This is a genomic window from Klebsiella sp. JB_Kp004 (assembly GCF_040065795.1).
Taxonomy (GTDB): domain Bacteria; phylum Pseudomonadota; class Gammaproteobacteria; order Enterobacterales; family Enterobacteriaceae; genus Klebsiella; species Klebsiella quasipneumoniae.
This window is the reverse complement of record NZ_JBEAKW010000044.1, coordinates 14,851-36,262: the sequence shown is the minus strand read 5'-3', so window position 1 is coordinate 36,262 and position 21,412 is coordinate 14,851. Positions and strand designations below refer to the sequence as shown.

Annotated in this window: 19 protein-coding genes; 5 read left to right on the top strand and 14 right to left on the bottom strand. The window is 57.0% G+C overall.

The window, feature by feature from the left end; all coding sequences use genetic code 11:
- Positions 1 to 64 precede the first annotated feature (64 nt).
- The gene (degS, locus tag ABLX76_RS19250; RefSeq protein ID WP_002918568.1) at positions 65 to 1,123 is read left to right on the top strand and encodes an outer membrane-stress sensor serine endopeptidase DegS; all 1,059 of its coding nucleotides are present in this window, start codon (positions 65 to 67) and stop codon (positions 1,121 to 1,123) included.
- Between the two features lie 136 nt (positions 1,124 to 1,259).
- On the opposite strand, the gene mdh is transcribed toward degS, so the two are convergent.
- Positions 1,260 to 2,198: a malate dehydrogenase gene (gene mdh, locus ABLX76_RS19245; RefSeq protein WP_023291150.1), complete on the bottom strand. Its 939-nt coding sequence runs from the start codon at positions 2,196 to 2,198 to the stop codon at positions 1,260 to 1,262.
- Positions 2,199 to 2,612: 414 nt separating this feature from the next.
- Between mdh and argR the strand changes: the two genes are divergently transcribed.
- The 3 genes from argR (at position 2,613) to yhcN-B (ending at position 4,088) form a co-directional block, all read left to right on the top strand.
- Positions 2,613 to 3,083: a transcriptional regulator ArgR gene (gene argR / locus ABLX76_RS19240; protein WP_002918625.1), complete on the top strand. Its 471-nt coding sequence runs from the start codon at positions 2,613 to 2,615 to the stop codon at positions 3,081 to 3,083.
- A 375-nt stretch (positions 3,084 to 3,458) separates the two neighbouring features.
- Positions 3,459 to 3,722 (top strand): peroxide/acid stress response protein YhcN, encoded by a 264-nt coding sequence (gene yhcN / locus ABLX76_RS19235; protein ID WP_017899932.1) that lies wholly within the window; start codon positions 3,459 to 3,461, stop codon positions 3,720 to 3,722.
- Between the two features lie 99 nt (positions 3,723 to 3,821).
- Positions 3,822 to 4,088 (top strand): DUF1471 family stress response protein YhcN-B, encoded by a 267-nt coding sequence (gene yhcN-B, locus ABLX76_RS19230; RefSeq protein ID WP_002918627.1) that lies wholly within the window; start codon positions 3,822 to 3,824, stop codon positions 4,086 to 4,088.
- 50 nt (positions 4,089 to 4,138) lie between these two features.
- On the opposite strand, the gene ABLX76_RS19225 is transcribed toward yhcN-B, so the two are convergent.
- The 4 genes from ABLX76_RS19225 to aaeX all read right to left on the bottom strand — a co-directional run bounded on the left by ABLX76_RS19225 (position 4,139) and on the right by aaeX (position 7,610).
- On the bottom strand, positions 4,139 to 4,414 hold the full coding sequence (locus ABLX76_RS19225) for a barstar family protein (RefSeq protein ID WP_002918629.1): 276 nt from the start codon (positions 4,412 to 4,414) through the stop codon (positions 4,139 to 4,141).
- 79 nt (positions 4,415 to 4,493) lie between these two features.
- Positions 4,494 to 6,461 (bottom strand): p-hydroxybenzoic acid efflux pump subunit AaeB, encoded by a 1,968-nt coding sequence (gene aaeB, locus ABLX76_RS19220; protein WP_023291151.1) that lies wholly within the window; start codon positions 6,459 to 6,461, stop codon positions 4,494 to 4,496.
- A 5-nt stretch (positions 6,462 to 6,466) separates the two neighbouring features.
- Complete coding sequence (gene aaeA, locus ABLX76_RS19215; protein ID WP_023291152.1) at positions 6,467 to 7,399, bottom strand: p-hydroxybenzoic acid efflux pump subunit AaeA; 933 nt, start codon at positions 7,397 to 7,399, stop codon at positions 6,467 to 6,469.
- A gap of 7 nt (positions 7,400 to 7,406) precedes the next feature.
- Positions 7,407 to 7,610, bottom strand: coding sequence for a p-hydroxybenzoic acid efflux pump operon protein AaeX (gene aaeX / locus ABLX76_RS19210; protein ID WP_002918640.1), 204 nt, complete (start codon positions 7,608 to 7,610; stop codon positions 7,407 to 7,409).
- 131 nt (positions 7,611 to 7,741) lie between these two features.
- On the opposite strand from aaeX, the gene aaeR reads away from it, so the two are divergent.
- Entirely contained in the window at positions 7,742 to 8,671 is a 930-nt protein-coding gene (aaeR, locus tag ABLX76_RS19205; RefSeq protein ID WP_002918641.1) for an HTH-type transcriptional activator AaeR, read from the top strand.
- 35 nt (positions 8,672 to 8,706) lie between these two features.
- Here aaeR and tldD read toward each other — a convergent pair whose 3' ends face one another.
- The 9 genes from tldD to ABLX76_RS19160 all read right to left on the bottom strand — a co-directional run bounded on the left by tldD (position 8,707) and on the right by ABLX76_RS19160 (position 21,248).
- Positions 8,707 to 10,152, bottom strand: coding sequence for a metalloprotease TldD (gene tldD, locus ABLX76_RS19200; protein ID WP_004206236.1), 1,446 nt, complete (start codon positions 10,150 to 10,152; stop codon positions 8,707 to 8,709).
- A gap of 88 nt (positions 10,153 to 10,240) precedes the next feature.
- A complete protein-coding gene (gene yhdP, locus ABLX76_RS19195; protein WP_348875093.1) occupies positions 10,241 to 14,038 on the bottom strand; it encodes an AsmA2 domain-containing protein YhdP in 3,798 nt (1,265 codons plus the stop codon).
- Between the two features lie 37 nt (positions 14,039 to 14,075).
- Complete coding sequence (rng, locus tag ABLX76_RS19190; RefSeq protein ID WP_004206239.1) at positions 14,076 to 15,545, bottom strand: ribonuclease G; 1,470 nt, start codon at positions 15,543 to 15,545, stop codon at positions 14,076 to 14,078.
- Positions 15,546 to 15,547: 2 nt separating this feature from the next.
- On the bottom strand, positions 15,548 to 16,129 hold the full coding sequence (locus ABLX76_RS19185; RefSeq protein WP_023291155.1) for a nucleoside triphosphate pyrophosphatase: 582 nt from the start codon (positions 16,127 to 16,129) through the stop codon (positions 15,548 to 15,550).
- Between the two features lie 7 nt (positions 16,130 to 16,136).
- Positions 16,137 to 16,625 (bottom strand): rod shape-determining protein MreD, encoded by a 489-nt coding sequence (gene mreD / locus ABLX76_RS19180; RefSeq protein WP_002918648.1) that lies wholly within the window; start codon positions 16,623 to 16,625, stop codon positions 16,137 to 16,139.
- Positions 16,625 to 17,617: a rod shape-determining protein MreC gene (gene mreC, locus ABLX76_RS19175; RefSeq protein ID WP_004206242.1), complete on the bottom strand. Its 993-nt coding sequence runs from the start codon at positions 17,615 to 17,617 to the stop codon at positions 16,625 to 16,627. The genes mreD and mreC overlap by 1 nt, the downstream gene beginning before the upstream one ends.
- Before the next feature lie 70 nt (positions 17,618 to 17,687).
- Positions 17,688 to 18,731 carry a rod shape-determining protein MreB gene (gene mreB / locus ABLX76_RS19170; RefSeq protein ID WP_002918653.1) on the bottom strand — a complete coding sequence of 348 codons (1,044 nt, stop codon included), beginning with the start codon at positions 18,729 to 18,731 and terminating at the stop codon, positions 17,688 to 17,690.
- A gap of 305 nt (positions 18,732 to 19,036) precedes the next feature.
- Positions 19,037 to 20,977: an RNase E specificity factor CsrD gene (gene csrD / locus ABLX76_RS19165; protein ID WP_044524921.1), complete on the bottom strand. Its 1,941-nt coding sequence runs from the start codon at positions 20,975 to 20,977 to the stop codon at positions 19,037 to 19,039.
- 79 nt (positions 20,978 to 21,056) lie between these two features.
- On the bottom strand, positions 21,057 to 21,248 hold the full coding sequence (locus ABLX76_RS19160) for a hypothetical protein (protein ID WP_348875120.1): 192 nt from the start codon (positions 21,246 to 21,248) through the stop codon (positions 21,057 to 21,059).
- Between the last annotated feature and the right edge of the window lie 164 nt (positions 21,249 to 21,412).

The window sequence follows — 21,412 nt, the reverse complement described above, 5'->3', positions numbered from 1 at the left end:
ATGTGCGATGTCCGGGCAACTCATGCTATGCTGCGCCTGACCATTCATTAACGATATCTGCATCATGCCTGGAAAGTTATTACGTTCAGTACTCATCGGTTTGCTTGTCGGGGGCCTGCTGTTGGCCCTGATGCCCTCGCTGCGCCAGTGGCAGCTAGCGCCGACCACCCAGAATGATACGGCAGACGACTCCCCGGCGAGCTATAACGCCGCCGTACGCCGCGCCGCGCCCGCCGTAGTGAACGTCTATAACCGCGCCCTGAACAGCACCAGCCATAATCAGCTGACGCTTGGCTCCGGGGTGATCATGGACCAGCGCGGCTATATCCTGACCAACAAGCATGTGATTAACGATGCCGACCAGATTATCGTCGCTCTGCAGGACGGCCGGGTCTTCGAAGCGCTGCTGGTAGGCTCCGATTCCCTGACCGACCTCGCGGTGCTGAAGATCAACGCTACCGGCGGGCTGCCGGTGATCCCGATCAACCCGAAACGCACGCCGCACATCGGCGATGTGGTGCTGGCGATTGGCAACCCCTATAACCTGGGACAGACCATCACCCAGGGGATCATCAGCGCCACAGGGCGCATTGGCCTCAACCCCACCGGCCGCCAGAATTTCCTGCAGACTGACGCCTCGATCAACCACGGTAACTCCGGCGGGGCGCTGGTGAACTCCCTCGGCGAGCTGATGGGGATTAACACCCTCTCCTTTGACAAGAGCAACGACGGCGAAACGCCTGAAGGCATTGGCTTTGCGATCCCGTTCCAGTTAGCGACCAAAATTATGGACAAGCTGATCCGGGATGGCCGTGTGATCCGCGGCTATATCGGCATTAGCGGCCGGGAGATCGCCCCGCTGCACGCGCAGGGCGGCGGGATCGATCAGATCCAGGGGATCGTCGTTAACGATGTCGCGCCGGACGGACCGGCCGCGCAGGCGGGGATCCGCGCCAACGACGTGATCATCTCCGTGAATGACAAACCCGCGGTCTCCGCGCTTGAGACGATGGATCAGGTGGCCGAGATCCGCCCGGGTTCGGAAATTCCGGTGGTCATCATGCGTGATGATAAGAAAATCACGCTCCATATCGCCGTCCAGGAATACCCGGCCACCAACTAAGCGGCTCCCCGTTTGGGGAGCCACGTTAATCGCTAAATACCGGACCGGCCGGGAATCTGACCAGAAACCCGGTCATCATGAATGCAAGACAATAAAAAGCCGGAACAACGGTTCCGGCTTTTTTGAGCGTGCGAGGTTACTTGTTGACGAAGTCTTCGCCGAGCGCGATATCTTTCTTCAGGGTGTCCAGCATGCCTTCCAGCGCCTGCTGCTCAAAGGCGCTGAGTTTGCCGATAGACTGACGCTCTTCTACGCCATTCTTCCCCAGCAGCAGCGGCTGAGAGAAGAAACGCGCATACTGGCCGTCGCCTTCCACGTAGGCGCACTCCACTACGCCTTTTTCTCCCTGCATGGCGCGAACCAGAGAAAGGCCAAAGCGCGCAGCCGCCTGACCCATCGACAAGGTCGCCGACCCGCCGCCCGCTTTCGCTTCCACGACCTCGGTACCGGCGTTTTGAATGCGTTTAGTCAGATCGGCCACTTCCTGATCGCTAAAGCTGACGCCCGGGATCTGCGACAGTAAAGGCAGAATGGTGACCCCGGAGTGACCGCCAATAACCGGGACTTCCACCTCGGTTGCCGATTGACCTTTCAGCTCCGCCACAAAGGTATTGGAGCGGATGATGTCCAGCGTAGTCACGCCGAACAGTTTGTTTTTATCGTACACGCCGGCTTTTTTCAGCACTTCGGCGGCGATGGCCACGGTGGTGTTCACCGGGTTGGTAATAATGCCGATGCAGGCCTGCGGGCAGGTTTTGGCAATCTGCTGCACGAGGTTCTTAACGATACCCGCATTCACATTAAACAGGTCGGAACGATCCATGCCGGGCTTACGCGCTACGCCCGCGGAGATCAGCACCACATCAGCGCCTTCCAGCGCCGGGGTAGCATCTTCACCGGAAAATCCTTTAATTTTTACATCTGTGGGGATATGACTTAGATCTACCGCCACGCCCGGCGTAACCGGAGCGATGTCGTACAACGAGAGCTCTGAACCTGAAGGCAGTTGGGTCTTAAGTAGTAGGGCAAGCGCCTGGCCGATACCACCGGCAGCGCCAAGGACTGCAACTTTCATCCTAAACTCCTTATTATGGTTAATTTAGTCTTTCGTTATTCCGTCGCCTGGACCTTAATTCACAAGATGAACAATTACAATGATTATGGCTGAAGAATGCATTATTGTGCGTAGCAATAGAACAGCGGCGCACTTTATGCTTCCTGACTGACCATCCAGCAAAGCGAAGTACCGGATCGACTATTGGTTACAATACACCCAGCCAGTTGCGCAAAACAACACCAACTCAATAACATTTCATTTACTTTTACATGCCTTTAAGCGTTGTGATGAGAACATGTTCCTTATACGGTTTTTTTGCTAAAATATGCCCCCTTCATAACATTATTGACCTATCCCCTCGCGGATTATTTGCATAAAAATTCACGGTTATGCATAATGATGTTGATTTTACCACCATAATCTGGGTGACTTATGCGAAGTTCGGCAAAACAAGAAGAACTGGTTAAAGCGTTTAAAGCGCTGCTTAAAGAAGAGAAATTCAGCTCGCAGGGAGAGATCGTCCAGGCGCTGCAGGAAGAAGGCTTCGAGAATATCAACCAATCGAAGGTTTCCCGCATGCTCACCAAATTTGGCGCGGTTCGTACCCGTAACGCCAAAATGGAAATGGTCTATTGCCTGCCTGCCGAGCTTGGCGTGCCGACCACCTCCAGCCCGCTGAAAAATCTGGTGCTGGATATCGATTATAACGATGCCGTCGTGGTGATTCACACCAGCCCCGGGGCAGCGCAGCTGATCGCCCGTCTTCTCGACTCGCTGGGCAAGGCGGAAGGTATTCTTGGCAGCATCGCCGGGGATGACACCATCTTCACCACGCCAGCGCGCGGTTTCACAGTGAAAGATCTGCACGACGCTATCCTGGTGCTGTTCGAACAGGAACTCTGAGCATTCCCCTCTGGCAACCGTCAGAGGGTGATTCCCCCTCTTCTCTCCCTCTCCCCCCTTTTAACTCAACAAAAATTTAACATTTCGTGTGATTTAGCCTGTCTATACGTTCTTTTACGTAAGGGAAACGCCTAAAACGCACGAAAGATCAAAATCGTATACCTTTATGATTTTATTAGAAATAAAACTTATCTCCGTCTGTGACTCGTCATTTTTAATTCTTATCGGTTATAAAAAGCGCAATTCATTGTAACTATTAACGCACAAAACAATTAGCATGGTATTAATATTTTTGGTGATTAGTGTATACTTGTTTTTGTGATGAGGGTCACGAAACAAAGACCCTCAACAAAAAGATTCGACGAGGTGAACATCATGAAAATCAAAACCACTGTAGCAGCTCTCAGCATCCTGTCCGTCATGTCGTTTGGCGCTTTCGCCGCTGATGTTATCAACAGCGAGCAAGCCCAGGGCCGCGAGGCCATCGGTACAGTTTCCGTCGGCGCGGTAGCCTCTTCCCCGATGGATATGCATGAAATGCTGAACAAAAAAGCGCAGGAAGAAGGGGCTTCTTCTTACCGCATTATCGAAGCCCGCACTGGCGACCACTGGCATGCCACTGCTGAGCTGTATAAATAAGTTTTAGATCGTCAACGATTAACCCGACAAAAATTCTCTACCGCGGCCCGGCTTCATTCATCGCCCCGCCGCGGAAAAACAAAGACTGGAGTAAAGATTATGAAACGCGCAATGATCATCGCATCCCTTGGCCTGGCTTCCCTTCTCTCTTTCGGCGCTAGCGCGGCCGTTCAGCAAGTGAACGCTGAGCAAGCCCAGAACCTGCAGTCCATGGGCACCATCTCGGTTTCCCAGGTAGGTAGTGCGCCAATGGACATGCGTCAGGAACTGGCCGCTAAAGCCGAGAAAGAAGGCGCCAGCAGCTACCGTATTATTGAAGCACGTACCGGCGATAGCTGGCACGCCACCGCTGAGCTGTACAAATAAACCCTCGTCGTCTTATTTCGACGACTTGCCCCCGCCTGCCGGGGGCTTTTTTATGCCTGCCGGGCGTTAAAACGTAACTCCCCCTCCAGCTCTTCCTCTGCTTCATCAAATAATAAAATTAACGCCCCAAAGCGCCGACGCTGCTTGTCATTTAAATGGATGAACTCAATGTCCAGCGGCAGCGGCAGCAGCCCACCGGTCACCGCGTCCCATAGCGAATCAAGGTTGTTGACCTTATCCTGTGCCAGCTCAAAGGTACGGGAAAACTCCCGGTAGAAATCCTGTTGCTCGGCGATTTCGTCAAAATCAAACGTATAGGTGGTCATGGCAGCCCCTCCCGCTTCTCTTCCTGTCGCCGTTAAGTATAGCGATAAAAAAACCGACGCCTGGGCGTCGGTTTATGGGTTAACTGCTGGTCAGCACATGCTGGTACTTGTGCAACATCTCAACCAGTCGCCGTACCGGCTCGGTCACCTGCGGCGAAGCCTCCCAGACCCGCAGCTTCTCCTGATAAACATCAAGCTCCGCCAGCAGCCGGGTAAAGTAGCGCCGACGCTTATCATCGCTCCCGGCGGAGATCACATGATCCGCGGTACGTCGCAGCTGGCGATGGAACGCCGACAGATCCTCATTCACCGGCACGGGCGCATCGCGCAGGCGCTGGTGGGCAATGATTAACGTCAACGCCAGACGGAAACGGGCGACATCGCCAGGGAATTTGTTGAGCAATAAAAACAGCTGCTGATAGAGCGCGGGCAGATGATTCTCTTTGCGACGCGCCGAGTTGGTGGTCAGCGAAGAGACCGCCGCGGAGACAAACTGGTTCAGCAGCACCCGACCGGTTCTTGCCCGGGAGTTATCCCTGACAATGAGAATAACCATCAGGGCGAGGAAACAACCGACGATCTGCCCCAGCGCGCTATCGAGGAACTGACTGAACTGGAACTGCATCGGGTTATCCAGCACCAGAATGTTGATGGTGCTCGCCAGCGCCCCCAGCGATCCGAGGCGCCTTTTCTGCACTTCGATACCGATAAAAAACGCCATCGCCGCCAGGCTGATACAAAGCAACAGCATACTCTGCTGCGTCGCCGGCATGATCACCAGAAAGTACAGGGTACCCAGCGGTAACGCCGCCAGAGTACCGTAGAGGAAGTCTATCGCCACCATTCGCGGGTTAGGCAAGCGCATCGCCAGCGCGGTAACCACGGCAATCATCACCATCGCGCCGCTACCTGAGGTCCAGCCCGTCCACAGCCAGAACAGCGTCCCAAGGATACAGGAGACGGAGGTACGCCAGAAGTTCACCATCGCGTGGTGACGCTCGGCGGACTCCACTTTAACCACCGTTTCGCCGCGCAATACACCGTCTTCGATACGGCTGATTTTGGTGTTGCCCACCACGCCACGCTTAAGCAGCAGGTAACGGGTGGCTGCGCCTACCCAGCTGTAGATGGTGACCGGCGTATTATGCTCGCCTTTCCAGGTCAGGAAGCGACGCATACGCTTCAGCTGCTGGTGAACATCCTGCACCGTCTCAACCGGCTCAGCGAACAGCTCGCGGTAGTCGTCCGTCACCATTTCCGGGCGCGAGTTCTGAATCAGGTAGGTTTCGCAAGCCTGGGTGATAAGCGTTAGCGAGAGGGTATTGATCGCCTTCAGGCGTTGATTCGCCTTAGCCCAGCGAGAGGATTCCATAATCAGGTTACTGCGCATTCCTTCCAGCGCCGTGGTGCGACGCACCAGCGCTCCCCAGGCCTGATCCACTTCATCTTTTTCTCCGTGCGCAACGCATAACTGCATCAGCTTATACTGTGCAATCAGCAAGTTATCCAGCTCAAGGTCGATCTCTTTTTTAATCGAACGCGGGGAGAACAGCAGATCGGCGACGATGGCGCTGACAATCCCGATGACGATTTCGCTGCAGCGCTCAACGGCAAACTGCGGCGCCAGCATCGGATCGGTGTGGATGGTAATAATGATAATCAGCGCGGTGTATCCGGCCAGCCCCCAGGCATAGGAGTTTTCGACCTTGACCAGCGACGAAACCCAGGTACAAAACCCGGCCCACAGGCAGCAGACCAGCATCATCAGCAGAGGGGCGCGGATCATCAGGATGATGATGACCAGCGCCGCAATACAGCCAATAAAGGTCCCGGCAATACGCAACATGCCGCGATAGCGGATCGCGCCGGAGTACGGCTCTCCCCCGGCGGCAAAGGCCGGGCCAGCGGCGACAATCGCCGCGGTCAGCACCGCCCAGCGCGGCGTTTCGAGCTGAAAATGGAAGCCGACGAACAGCGCCAACACCACCGCGCATGCAAGCTTAATAGCAAAGCGGAGATGCTGGGGAGCAATAGTATATGTCCCCATAGCGATTAACCGAATTCGCGCAGGCGCATAGCCAGTTTCTGGAAGAAGTTGGCCTGGCTGGTATCACGGTCTTCTTTACCGGTGATCACCACCGTCGCCGTCGTGCCCGATGGCCACAGATTCCCCTGCTGGTGGTCAAGGCGAATACGAACCGGCACACGCTGCGCCAGACGCACCCATTCAAGGTTGGAATCCACCGAAGCCATCCCTTTCGAGTCGCTGCTGCTGCTGGCGTTGGTTACCCCCGCAGCGATACTGTCCACCGTGCCTTTAATGGTTTTGCTGCTGCCAAGCGGGGTAATTTCCGCCCGGTATCCAGGGCGGACGCCTTCCAGTTTAGTCTCTTCCAGATAGGCCATGACGTAAAATGTATTCTCTTTCACCAGCGCCACCGCCGTGGAGCCGCGGGTGATAAATTCCCCGGTATAGACGTTAAGGTTGGTCACCCAGCCATCAGCGGGGGCGCGAATCTCTGTGCGCTGCAGGTCCAGTCTGGCCAGGTCGCGGCTGGCCACCGCTTTCGCCAGCTGATGCTCAACGGTCTGCAGCACGTTGTTCGCCTGGTCAATCTCTTCCCGCGACATCGCCTGGACGCCAAGCTTATTACGCCGACCGGCTTCGACACGTTTTTCCTGGGCTAAGGTCTGGTAGTAGGCGACATCGGCTTCCGCCTGCGCCAGCGCTTTTTGGTAACGAGGTTGGTCAATAACGAACAATACCTGGTCTTTCTTAACCAGTTGGTTATCCTTGACGTTTACCTGGGAAATTAGCCCGGAGACGTCGGGGGCAATGGCCACAATGTCGGCGCTAAAGCGCGCATCCCGCGTCCACGGCGAGGCGGTGTAGTAAACCCAGGCGCGGAAAATCGCCACGAAGGCCAAAATGACCAGTATCACGGTAATAGCGGTACGGAGGATATTTCTTGTTAGTGTTTTCACATCAACCTCAAACGAACAAGCGCGATATCAAATAAAAAAGGCAGCAATATAGCGCCGTATTAAACAGTGCAGGGTGCCAGACAAAATCGTAAATGCCGGTCGGAACCAGCAATCGGTGCACCAGCCAGAAGATGGCCAGCGACAAAAGCAACTCGAAGAAGATCGGCGGAAACGATAAGCCGAAAATCACGATGACAGGAAACAGACTCATGATGACCTTGAATAAGAAGCGTACAGGTAGTGAGCAGATGCGTTTATTATGTAGCTAACAATATATTAACGTAACGATTGCCGCATTATCTACAATGTGTGATCTAAATCACTTTTAAGCCAGAGTGAATAATGGAACGATTAAAGCGCATGTCCGTTTTCGCCAAAGTGGTCGAATTAGGTTCCTTCACCGCAGCGGCCCGCCAGCTTCAGATGAGCGTTTCCTCGATCAGTCAGACCGTCGCCAAACTGGAAGATGAACTGCAGGTGAAGCTGCTCAACCGCAGCACCCGCAGCCTTGGCTTAACGGAAGCGGGTAAAATTTACTATCAGGGCTGCCGTAGGATGCTGTTTGAAGCACAGGATGTCCATGAGCAATTATACGCATTTAACAACACCCCCATCGGAACGCTGCGTATCGGCTGCTCTTCAACTATGGCACAGAATGTTCTGGCGCGCATAACGGCGAAAATGCTGAAAGAATACCCCGGGCTCTCCGTCAATCTGGTCACCGGCATACCTGCGCCGGACCTGATCGCCGACGGTCTTGACGTGGTGATCCGCGTGGGCGCCCTGCAGGATTCCAGTCTTTTTTCCCGCCGTCTGGGCTCAATGCCGATGGTGTTATGCGCCGCGAAAAGCTATCTGGCGCAGGCTGGCAATCCGGAGAAACCGGCCGATCTTGCCGGGCATGCCTGGCTGGAATATAGCGTGCGGCCGGACAATGAGTTTGTCATTATCGCGCCGGAAGGGATCTCAACCCGCCTGACCCCGCAGGGGCGCTTTGTGACCAATGATCCCATGACGCTGGTGCGCTGGCTGACCGCCGGGGTGGGTATCGCCTATGTGCCGTTGATGTGGGCGATCGAAGAGATCAATCGCGGTGAGCTTGAGATCCTGCTGCCGAGCTACCAATCCGATCCGCGTCCGGTCTACGCCCTGTACACCGAAAAGGATAAACTGCCGCTGAAAGTGCAGGTCTGTATCAATTATCTGACGGAGTATTTTGTCGACGTGGCGAAGATCTATCAGGGGATGCACGGCAGAGGGATCGCCCGCTGAAGCGGTTCCCGGCGACGCCGGGAACCCGCTCAGGATCAGGCAGTGCCGCCGACGGTGAGGTTATCGACCTTCAGGGTCGGCTGGCCAACGCCCACCGGCACGCTCTGGCCCTCTTTGCCACAGACGCCGACGCCGTTATCCAGACGCAGATCGTTACCCACCATCGAAATCTGCTGCATAGTCTCAATCCCGGAGCCGATCAGTGTAGCGCCTTTCACCGCCTTCGTGACCTTGCCTTTTTCGATCAGATAGGCCTCGGAGGTGGAGAAGACAAACTTACCGGAGGTGATATCCACCTGCCCGCCGCCGAAGTTAGGCGCGAAGATACCGTAGTCCACCGACTCGATAATCTCCTGCGGCGTGGACTGGCCCGCCAGCATATAGGTGTTGGTCATACGCGGCATCGGCAGATGGGCATAGGATTCACGGCGGCCGTTGCCGGTCGGCGCGACGCCCATCAGACGCGCATTGAGTTTATCCTGCATGTAGCCTTTCAGGATGCCGTTTTCGATCAGCACATTGTATTGACCCGGCGTGCCTTCGTCATCGATGGCCACCGAGCCACGACGGTCGACGATGGTGCCGTCGTCCACGACGGTGCACAGCTCAGAGGCGACTAATTCCCCCATATGGCCGCTAAAGACCGAGGTGCCGCGACGGTTGAAATCGCCTTCCAGGCCGTGACCGACCGCTTCGTGCAGCAGAACGCCAGGCCAGCCGGCGCCGAGCACCACCGGCAGCATCCCCGCCGGGGCGGCGACCGCCGAGAGGTTAACCAGCGCCATGCGCACCGCTTCTTTCGCCCAGGCGTCGGCCCGTACTTCGCCCTCCTGAGAGGCGAGGAAATAGTCATAGCCAAAACGCCCGCCGCCGCCGCTGCTGCCGCGCTCGCGTTTGCCGTCCTCTTCCACCAGCACGCTGACCGAGAGGCGCACCAGCGGACGAACGTCGGCGGCCAGAGTGCCGTCGGTGGCGGCCACCAGAATCAGCTCATAGACCCCGCTCAGGCTGGCCGAAACCTCCTGCACGCGCTGGTCCGCCGCGCGGGCGACTTTGTCTACCCGGCGGAGAATATCCAGCTTCTCTTCCCGGCTCATACTCTGCAGCGGGTCGATGCTGGTATAGAGGGCGCTGTGCTCTACGGCACCGAGGGTCTGTACTTTGCCATTGCCAGTCTCGCGCACAATGGTCCGCGCCGCCTGGGCGCTCTGCTCCAGCGCCAGCTTGCTGATCTGGTCAGCATAGGCAAAGCCCGTTTTTTCGCCGCTGACGGCGCGCACGCCTACGCCCTGGTCGATATTGTACGACCCATCTTTAATGATGCTGTCTTCCAGAACCCAGGATTCGTGATAGCTCGACTGAAAATAGAGATCGCCGTAATCGAGGCGGCGCTCGGTCAGTTGACCAAGAATGGCAAACAGGTCCTGATGATTCAGGCCATTTGCCGACAGTAATTGTTCACTTACCAGGTTCAGACTCATCGTTATGCTACTCGTTTGTTGCCGCCTGACAGGCGGAAATACAGAAGGCTATCTATTGAGATTGCGGCAATTCCCGGCAATCGTCAAATCATTGCTTTTTGTTGCTGCGCGCCTGGCGCAGCACTTCATTGATCTGCGGCTGGTCAATCGGGCCGGTGATGCGATAGCGCAGTATCGAGACTTTGTTCCACAGCGGCCCCAGCACCTTGCTGGCGGCAAACACCGCCGCGCCGACAATTGGGTTGACGGCGAAGGCCGCCGCCACGCCGACGGTCGCGGAGATCTCCGGCGCCACCACCGCCTGCAGGTCCAGATGACGACGCACCAGATCGACCGACCCTTTCATGGCAATGTCCGCCTCCAGGCCATCCACCAGCGTATCATCGGTATGCAGTACACCATCCTTAATCCAGGCCGTACTGTTAATCGAGTCGAAGTAAAATCCTTCGCTAAAGGTATCGCTGAAGTCGAAGCGCAGTTTGCGCAGCAGGGCATCGACGCTCAGCAAACGCAGCAGCTGGCCTGCGTGTCCGGTACTCAGGTCGGTAAACTGACCCTTGCCGAGGTGGCTTTTAATGATCCCATTGAGCGACGCGACATCGGGTGACCAGGGCGGCGCGCGCCAGTGCAGATCGTAGTCGATATCAAACGGCGAATCCTTCACCGGTGTGGAAACGCCAAAGAAATCCGCAAATTCATTCGTTTTATTGCCATGCAGTCTGCCTTTCAGCGAGGTGCGCACCCCGGAAGGGGCGTTAACCCACACGCCGTCGGTCGTCAGCCGGCCAAACCCGGTATCCACCAGGCCGTTGGAGAGCGTTAAGGTATCGCCCTTGATCGCCACATCGCCGTCGATACGGCCATATTTTTGCCCCCACAGCCAGCATTCCGCGCAGCGCAGCTGCAGATCGGGCCAACCGTGGAAATCCAGCCGCGTCTCCGCCTGCGGGGCCACGTTCTCCGTTCCGCCCTTGCCGCTGGCGCTGGCCGGGTTGAAATAGAGATAACGCACATTTGCCAGCCACGGGGCATTGTCGCGCATCGTCAGGATGGCGTTGATCTCGCGCCCCTGCGCCTCAACCTGTGAACCGCCGGTGACCGGCTGCGACATCAGACTCACGTTGTTCCATTGCTGGCCGGCCAGCGCCAGCGACGGCGTACGCAGCACAATGCGCGGTGGAAAGAGGACGCTGCTGCTGACTTCATTCGCCGCGCCCTTCTGGAACAGCGCCAGCCACTGCGCGCCATCCATCGGCGGCAGATTGAGCTCAACGCCGGGCTGGTCGGGCAGCGGAGAGGGGCCTTTGCTGTCCGTCGTGAGGATCGCTCTGTCCATCGTCAGCTTACGGTTCAGCAACCAGCGGCTGTTGATATGATTCTTCGCGCCAACGGATCCGGTCAGGTCGAAGCTGCTCAGACCACCGGCAACGTTAATTTTGACCGGCAGGGGTTCGCCAGCGGACTTGTTGACCGGTGAAGGTAAGTGACTGCTCACATTCTTCAGATCACCATTGATATCAACCTTATAGCTGGCATTGCCATGGTACGGCAGTTCGATAGCGACTTTACCCTCCCACGGAACGCTACCGCTCAGCGCCTCATTAACCGCTTTCGGCAGCAGCCCGGTGCGCGACGGCTGCCAGCTGGCGTTCATCCCGACATCCACCAGAAACGCTTTTTCGCCTTCGCGGGTGGAAAAATTGAGGTTCAGCGGCTGATTAAACCAGGTCGCGCTCAACGTTTGACTATTAAGATCGCCATTCACAAAGCTGAAACTACCGCTCAGGTTCTGCAGCGTGGTATCTAACGGCTTGATAAACAGATCGTTATTCTGCAGATGCACATCGCCTTTCGCGGTGGTCATTTCGCCATCGAGGGGAATGTTCAGATGTAAGCGAGCGCTTACATCACCATCCAGCTGCAGGGAATCCAGCGCCGCTCCCAGGGTCTCTTTCAGCGGCGTGGTGTTGAAATAAGGTCCCACCTCTTTCCCCGGGCCTTTGATATCGGCATCAATCAGCAGTTTTTCCTGCGCGTAATCCGGGATCGCGGCATCGAGATTGCTGGCGGTCACGTTGCCGAGCATCGCTTTCTCCGCCCGCATCCACAGGCCGCTGTTGATAAAATTAAGGTCGATATTCAACCCGGTCAGCGCCGGCCAGTCCGGTTGAAAAGCGAAAGTGGCATTCTTCAGCGGGACGTAAACCTGGAACTGGCCTTCGTTGTGCGGATACGGGAACAAATGTGGGTTGCCGCCATACACCAGCGTCGCATCGCGTGCCTGTCCGGCTTTAATCGCGCCGCTGAGATAGTCCACCAGCGCTTTGCCCATCAGGTTTTCCGGGAAGTAACGCCACGCCTGGCCGCCATCGTTGGTGCTGATCCCCGCCAGAATACCCAGCCAGGGATCGTCCCCCTGCGGTTGCAGATAGCGGAAGCCGCCGCGGGCGCGTACCCCCGTCGCCTGCACGTCAATATCGCGGCCATCAAGCATAAACCCTTTGTCATTTTTCACCCAGCTGAGGGTGGCTTCGCCAGCGGCGATCTCCAGCGGGGCCCGGAAAACACCGGTATACGGCATCAGCGCCTTCGTCATGCGCGCGCGCAGTTCCCCATGCTCAACGCTGCCATTCAGGCTGCCGGAAAAGTGTTCCGCTCCCGGCAGGAGTTTCCACTGCTTCCACGCCAGATCGCTCCACTGCGCCTGAAAGCGCGTTTTCTCCGTCGCCTGCAGGGGAATATCGAGAGCCAGCAGGTTGATTTTGCCGCTGGGCTGCGTGGTGCGCCAGAGTTCGCCCAATGAAGGCGCCAGCTTATCGGCAAACGGCTGCAGTCCGCTCAGACCGCTGAGGGCTAAGTTGCTGGCGCGAATACGTAATTCATCGCTACTCTGATGACCGTCGCCACCGACATCCTGCGCCGGGATCCACGCCATCGCCAGCGCGCCGCTTGGCCAGGGTTTATCGTCGATCGCGATCCGCGTATCGGGAATGTAGAAGCCCCAGCTCTGCTTGTCGTGGAAGAGATGCGCCGTCAGGTTATCCACTGACAGGTGATGAACCTCGCTATCCCCCTGCCAGCTGGCGCCCCCTTTTTTCAGCCATACGTCGCCGCTGGCCACATCGCCTTTTTCAATGGTCATCCAGCCTTCGAGGCTGAAGCGGGCGCTTTTCAGGGCGATATTGTCCTGCATCCAGCGGCCCAGCCAGGGCTTGACGTCAATATCGTCAGCCTGCAGCCAGACCCGGCCTTTGTTCAGCAGGCCATCCTCGTCGCGGAGATCCATCCGCACCTGCATGACGCCATGCTGGCCGGTGAGACTGGAAAGGCTGAGCTGCCCCTCGGCGCGGTGACGGTTCCTGCCGTTAAGCCAGGTCAGCTGCGGGACCGCCAGCTCCGCCCGCTGACCGGAAATAGTCAGGAAGCTCAGATGACTGTCGCGCAGAGTAAAGTGGTCGAACTGACGTAAAAAGAGATCGCTGACGCGGTCGGTTTTCAGGCTTTCGCCGCCGTCATTGGTCTGAATAGGGGTATTGGTATGGATCTGCAGCTGCCAGAAGGTGAGATCGCGAAACTGCCAGCGCATATGCAACAGACTCTGCCAGACGTCCAGCGCCAGGGTCACGCGCTTGACCGCCATTGTCCCGCCATCTTTCAGCCCGACATGAATATCGCGGACATCTAATGTTGGGCCGAAAGTTTGCCAGCTGGCGGCGATCTGCGAGGCATCCACCGGTGTGCCGGTGAGAGAGGAGATCTTCTCCAGCAGCTGCGGACGCCAGGCATCGAGCTGCGGCAACACGAGACGCAAGCCACTCACCAGCAGCGCGACGATAACAATCAGTGTTGCCACGGTGAGCAATAAAATCCCGGGCAGTCGCCTCACGCCTCTCTCCTTGTCAGCCGCACAATGACGCAGTGTCTTACATCATAACCACATCGAACTGCTCTTGATTATAGAGCGGCTCAATTTGTACCTTCACTTGCTTGCCGACAAAGATCTCCACTTCCGCCAGCGCATGCGACTCTTCCCCTTTCAGGGTTTCCGCCACCGCAGGGGAAGCATAGACCAGGAAGCGATCGGAATCATAAGCATGATGCACGCGAACGATCTCACGCATAATCTCATAGCATACCGTTTCCACGGACTTTACCGTTCCGCGTCCGTGGCAGGTCGGGCATTCGTTGCAAAGCACATGCTCCACGCTTTCGCGGGTGCGTTTACGGGTCATCTCCACCAGCCCCAACTGGGAGAAACCGTTGATGCTGGTCTTCACCCGGTCTTTACTGAGGGCCTGCTCCAGGGAGTGCAACACCCGCCGGCGATGGTCTTCATTGTTCATGTCGATGAAATCAATGATGATAATGCCGCCGAGATTACGCAAACGCAGCTGGCGGGCTATCGCCTGGGTGGCTTCGATATTGGTATTGAAGATAGTATCGTCAAGATTGCGGTGCCCAACAAACGCCCCGGTGTTGATATCGATGGTGGTCATCGCCTCGGTCTGGTCGATGATCAGATACCCCCCGGACTTGAGCTCGACTTTACGTTCCAGCGCGCGCTGAATTTCGTTCTCAACGTCAAAGAGATCGAATATCGGCTGACGGCCGCTGTAGTGTTCCAGCTTGCTGGTCATTTCCGGAATATATTCGGCGGTAAATTCGAGCAGCGCCTCGTAGGTCAGCCGCGAGTCAACGCGAATCCGGTCGAGATGCGCGTCGGCAAAATCACGCAGCACGCGCTGAGCCAGGGCCAGCTCGCCGTACAGCTGATAGCGGGTCTGGTTGCGCTTTTTGCGCTCCATCACCTTGGTCCATACGCGCTTAAGATAGGCGGCATCGGCGGCCATCTCTTGCTCGTGAACGCCTTCCGCGGCGGTGCGAATGATAAATCCGCCCTGCTCGTCGCAGTACTCTGCCACGACCTTTTTCAGCCGCTCGCGCTCGGCTTCGCTTTCAATGCGCTGAGAGACCCCCACGTGGGAGGCGCCCGGCATAAAGACCAGATAGCGGGAAGGCAGAGTAATATCGGTGGTCAGACGCGCGCCTTTGGTGCCGAGCGGATCTTTAACCACCTGGACCATCAGGTCCTGGCCCTGGCGCACCAGCTCCGAAATATCGCGCACGGTAAACTGCTTTTGCTCCTCACCGGCAACGCACTCGGTATGCGGCATGATATCGGAGGCGTGGAGGAACGCCGCCTTATCCAGACCAATATCTACAAAAGCCGCCTGCATTCCCGGCAGCACTCGGCTAACACGACCTTTGTAGATATTGCCTACTATTCCGCGTCGCGCTTCACGCTCAATATGGATTTCCTGCAGAATACCGCCATCAATATACGCAACGCGCGTTTCGGATGGCGTTACGTTCACTAATAATTCAGCCGTCATCTTTATCCCTTTTCTTTACGCAGTGAGTTAAAGTTACTGAGCAACTCATACGTTTCCACCAGCGGTAAGCCGACTACGGCGTGATAGCTGCCATTAATCTTCCTGACGAAACAGCCACCCAGCCCTTGAATACCGTATGCACCTGCTTTATCTAAAGGCTCGCCGCTGGCCACATAATCGGCGATATCCTGCTCGCTGAGCGGCCGGAAGGTCACTTCCGTGACCACCAGACAATCCAGCGTCTGCTGCTTATCCGCCAGCGCCACCGCGGTCATGACCTGATGGGTTTGGCCGGAAAGCAGGCGCAGCATCGCTGCAGCGTGTTCGGCGTCGCGCGGTTTTTCCAGCACTTCGCCGTTCAAAATAACAATCGTATCCGCTCCCAAAACCGGCAAATCCCGCGATGCCAGCGCCACCCCGGCCTGCGCCTTTTCGCGCGCCAGGCGCACGACATAGTGCTGCGCGCTCTCCTGCGGCTGGCGCTGCTCCTCGATACCAGGAACCAGACGCTCGAACGCGAGACCAAGCTGAGTCAGCAGTTCCTGCCGACGCGGGGAACCAGAAGCAAGATACAGAGTTGTCATATCAACCTTATTGCACTGCAAATTGCTGACGCACTTTACGCATCAGCAGGAAGAGCCATGGCCAGAGGATACCGTTTACTACACTACTCCAGAATACTTCCGGACGGAAAGAGACGTTGATCACTAAAAACTCTGCCCAGAAAACAATGATATCCACGGCGAGGGATAACAGCATGACTACCAGCGCCTGTTGCCACAGCGCCAGGTTACGGAACAGCTGATACTTCAGCGCCACCAGATAGGCGACGATGCTTAAGGACAGCGCGCGAACGCCCAGCGTCGAGCCGCTGATGAGATCAAGAATAGCCCCCATCACGAAGCCCGTTCCCACATTCACCCGGTGCGGCAGCGCGAGGATCCAGTACAGCAGGATCAATAATACCCAGTTGGGCCGGAAAACGCTGATGTCCGCCGGCCAGGGCATAATTTGCAGCAATAGCGCGATAAGAAACGAGAGCCAGATAACCCAGCGTCCCTGGCTACGGTAACTTGCCACTATTGCCCCCCTGCAGGCTGCGACGGCTGAGACGGCGTCAGCCCGGTGGCGGGCGCCGGCATCTGCGGCCCCATCGCATCCGGCGCAGGCAACACCTGCGGCATCATCTGCATCAGGCGTTCGTTAGCCACCCGATGGACCTCTTCCGGGGTCATCGGGTTAGCGCCATTGCGATCGGCGCCCCACAGCAGCAGCAGATAGCGCAAACGCTGCAGACCGGCCGTCGGACGCGCCTGGATCACCGTGTAGGCGCGCTGGGTGTCCAGTTTCACTGAAGAGACAACCCCAACCGGGTACCCTTCAGGGAAACGACCGCCCAGACCGGAGGTCACCAGCACATCGCCGACGCGAATATCGGTATTTGCCGGCAGATGCTCAAGCTGGAGGTCGTCGGTGCAGCCGTTACCGGCGGCAATGACGCGAATATCGTTCCGCAGGACCTGGATTGGCAACGCATGGGTGGCATCACAGATCAGCAGTACCCGGCTGGTCATTTTCGCCACGGCTACGACCTGCCCCACCACGCCTTTATCACTGATAACCGGCTGGCCTTCGTAGACGCCGTTGACGCTGCCCTTATCGATAACCACCTGATCGCTGTAGGGGTCGTTGACCGTTGAGATGACCTGGGTCACCATTTTTTGCTCGTCCTGGCGCAGCGGCGAGCCAAGCAGTTCACGCAGGCGCGCATTCTCCTGCTTGTACTGGCCCAGCATCAGCAGATCGCTGTTTTTCAGCAACAGCTCCTGACGCAGCGCGCGGTTTTCCAGTTCGAGCTGGTCACGGGTAGCCAGCGTCTGCGATACGCTGTCGAGCAGTTCCCGGGGACCATTAGAGACAAAGTAGAAAGGGCTGACGGCTGTATCCATGTACGTTCTGATTTGACTGAACGTACCCAGGCGGCTGTCGGCGATAATCACGCCAAGCGCCACCAGCACCGCCAGAATAAGGCGAATCTGTAGCGAGGGGCCACGGCTAAAAATTGGCTTCATAGGCTATGCGTATTCTCGTGTCAGTAAAGACCAGGGGCAGCGCGGAAGCCACCCCGGACCTTCAGGCTGACTACTCTTCGCTAAACAGGTCGCCGCCGTGCATGTCGATCATTTCCAGCGCCTTGCCGCCGCCACGCGCTACGCAGGTCAGCGGATCTTCAGCAACCACGACTGGAATACCGGTTTCTTCCATTAACAGACGGTCCAGGTTGCGCAGCAGCGCACCACCGCCGGTGAGAACCATCCCGCGCTCGGAGATGTCAGACGCCAGTTCCGGCGGGCACTGCTCAAGGGCAACCATGACCGCGCTCACGATGCCGGTCAGCGGCTCCTGCAGCGCTTCAAGAATTTCGTTTGAGTTCAGGGTGAAGCCGCGTGGAACACCTTCCGCCAGGTTACGGCCGCGCACTTCAATTTCACGCACTTCATCGCCCGGGTAAGCCGAACCGATTTCATGTTTGATACGCTCAGCGGTCGCTTCACCGATCAGGGAGCCGTAGTTACGACGCACGTAATTGATGACGGCTTCGTCGAAGCGGTCGCCGCCGATACGCACGGAAGAAGAGTAAACCACGCCGTTCAGGGAGATAACCGCTACCTCGGTGGTACCGCCGCCGATATCCACCACCATGGAACCGGTCGCTTCAGAAACCGGCAGGCCAGCGCCGATCGCGGCCGCCATCGGTTCTTCAATCAGGAACACTTCGCGAGCGCCAGCGCCCTGCGCGGATTCACGGATAGCACGACGCTCAACCTGGGTGGCGCCAACCGGCACGCAGACCAGTACGCGCGGGCTCGGGCGCATAAAGCTGTTGCTGTGCACTTGTTTGATAAAGTGCTGCAGCATCTTTTCCGTCACGAAGAAGTCAGCGATAACGCCGTCCTTCATCGGGCGAATCGCCGCGATATTACCCGGGGTACGGCCGAGCATCTGCTTCGCTTCATGACCCACGGCGGCGACGCTTTTCGGCGATCCGGCACGATCCTGACGAATGGCCACCACGGAAGGCTCATTCAATACGATGCCTTGTCCTTTTACGTAAATAAGGGTATTCGCGGTACCCAGGTCAATGGACAGGTCATTGGAAAACATGCCACGAAATTTTTTTAACATACTAAGGGATAATCCTGAAAGCTGGGGCGGAAAACAAAATCCGCTTACTTTACCAACCACACGCAGCAGCGACAAGGCGCAAAAATCACCTGCTGCGGTGAAAATTAGTGCAGTTCATTTCCTTTGTTACAAATTTTTCCGACTCCGTTCATTGCTGAAATCTTCAGCAGCGCTCCACGCCTGAATTTGTAACCTGTCAAAGGAGGGTCACTGGCATTTACATTGCGATGATCCGGCAGGTAGACAAGCACACCCCCTTCACGATGGCGCGCGTTATTCTACGTGAAATCACGCTAAACGGCAGATCAAACCGAGTATCTTTGCGAATATTTTTTCACATTTGTGTCAAGTGGCTGTGAGGCGGCAAAAAATTCCCCCTGCCCGCCCGTGACACCGCATTGGGACAGTACCAGCCACTCGCTGCGGCTGCGTACGCCCGTCGCAAAAACTTGCATAGGCATGCCTTTACAGGCTTCCACCAGGCTTTGCACCAGCAGCTGGTTCTCGCTGCGCTTTTCGATGTTGCGCGCCAGGCCCGGATGCAGTTTGATCAGCTCCGCATCCAGCTGCTTGATCCAGCTGGTTCCCACCAGGGTTAACCCTGCCTGAACCACCGCCACCCGAACGCCAAGCGCGTTAACCAACCGCATAACCGGCTGCAGACGGCCGATATATTGACAAACATCTGCCTCAGCAAGTTCAAAAATAATCCGTTGACGCTGCGATTTTTCACACTGCATCAGAGCATCGCGCAGCCAGCGCTGGAAACGCGGACGGATCAGCGACTCCACCGACAGCTGCAGCGCCAGATTCTCCTCGGGCCAGAAGCCTAAAAACGGCAGCAGGCGCGTCACCTGCAGGCGGTCATACTCCTCCGCCAGGCCAAACTGCAGCACCATCGGCATGTACTCGGCGGCAATCACCTCTTCTTTACCGTCGTACATCCGCGACATCAGTTCACGGTGATGCACCCGACCGTCGCGGGTGACGGCGGGCTTCTGGTACAACCGCGGCCCGCCGCGGCTCAGCATCTGTTCGATCAGCGTCCGCCAGCGAACGTTGCCGCGGCCTTTCTCCGGAAGGGTATCGTCATAGACCGACCAGCTGTTGCTGCCCTGCAGCACCGCGTTGCGCGTTGCCGCTTCGGCATGTTCCATCACTTGCGCCGCCGATTGTCCGCTGCGGAAAGAACAGATGCCGATATGCATCATATCGTCACGATCGAGGATCCGCGTCGGAGGCAGCGCGTCCATGGCTTTCAGCAGCAGCCCGGCGATACTATCCGCCTCTTTTAACGTGCGGTGCGGCAGCAGCACGGCGAAGTCGCTACGGTGATAGCGCGCCAGCAGCGCGCCAGGGTAACGCATAATAAAGGTAGAGAGCAGGTTGATAAGCGTGAAGTAATGTTCTTCGGCCGCCGCCCGCCCCCAGTTGTCCCGTAGCAGATCAAACTCCGGTAGACGGATCATCATCACGATGCCGTACGCCCCCACCTTCTCCTGATCTTCCAGCAGTGTGGCCAGCTGATTGTCAAAAAACAGGCGATTATTCAGCCCGGTTTTAGAATCCTGTGCCGCATAGGAGCGAATCAGCGTATCCATCCGGCTGCGCTGATCGCTGGCAAACTGCAGCTCCGACAGCAGCATATCCAGCGCGCTACTGGTGCTGGCAGGCCATTCATAGACTGAGCCGCGCACCTGCGGCCCGCGCTCGCCGCTCAGGATACGCGTGGAACGAAGCTCAAGCAGCTCCTGACCCGCCAGCTGGCGGCGGATCCAGCGGACGGCGAAGAAAATAATCACCACCATGAAGCCGATGGAGATCGACAGCGGGGCGGTAATCGACAGCGAACGGAAATAGTTCACCATCGGGTCAACGTAGACCAGATGCAGAGAGATACCGGGATGTTTCAACGACGGGACCGTGATCTCACGGAATTGCTCATGACTGCCAAGCGGGCGATAGCTGTCGGTTCGGGAGTGGCTGTAGAGCGGTTTACCGTTAAGCATGAAATCGATATGCACGATCTCTATCGGCGTCATCAGCTCATCCAGCTGCGGCTCAAGCTTATCAAAAGAGGTGGTGATGAGCCGGTTATCCAGCATGGTCGCCACCGCCTGAACCCGGTTTTCGACCTTGTTCTCAATGCCGTTGTAAAAACTCAGCGAAGCGCCAATCAGCGTGACAAAGATGGTCAGGCTAGTTAGCAGCGTGATAAAGGCTGAGAACTTCGTCGTTAATCGCATCCCTGTGTTAACTCCGCGAGTGAATGACTGCCCGATGAACCATCAGGCTCCCGTGCCGGCGCGCGCCTTGACGCTAGCATTAACCTTTTAAAGCGCGACGCATACTATCAAAGATGGCGAGTCTGGCAATGGAATGCGTATTATCGGCGAAAGTATGCCGATAGCGAGTATAGTCGGCAGAAAAAATTTGCCAATCGCAGCCCGCCTGCGGCCTGCGCCAGAAGCGCTTTAATTTTAGACGCTGGATGGCAAACCCGCGCCAGCGGCGCACATTATTGCCGATTTTCCGTCCTGCCAGCCTCCCGCGCGCTTTTTTCCCTGCTAAAGATGCCGGGTCAGGCGCGGTAAAGGAAACGTCTTGCGCCACTTTCCGATGATTCCTGGACGACCGCGCCCCTGCTTCGGCGGCGGCTCATGCTCCTAATGTGCAATTTT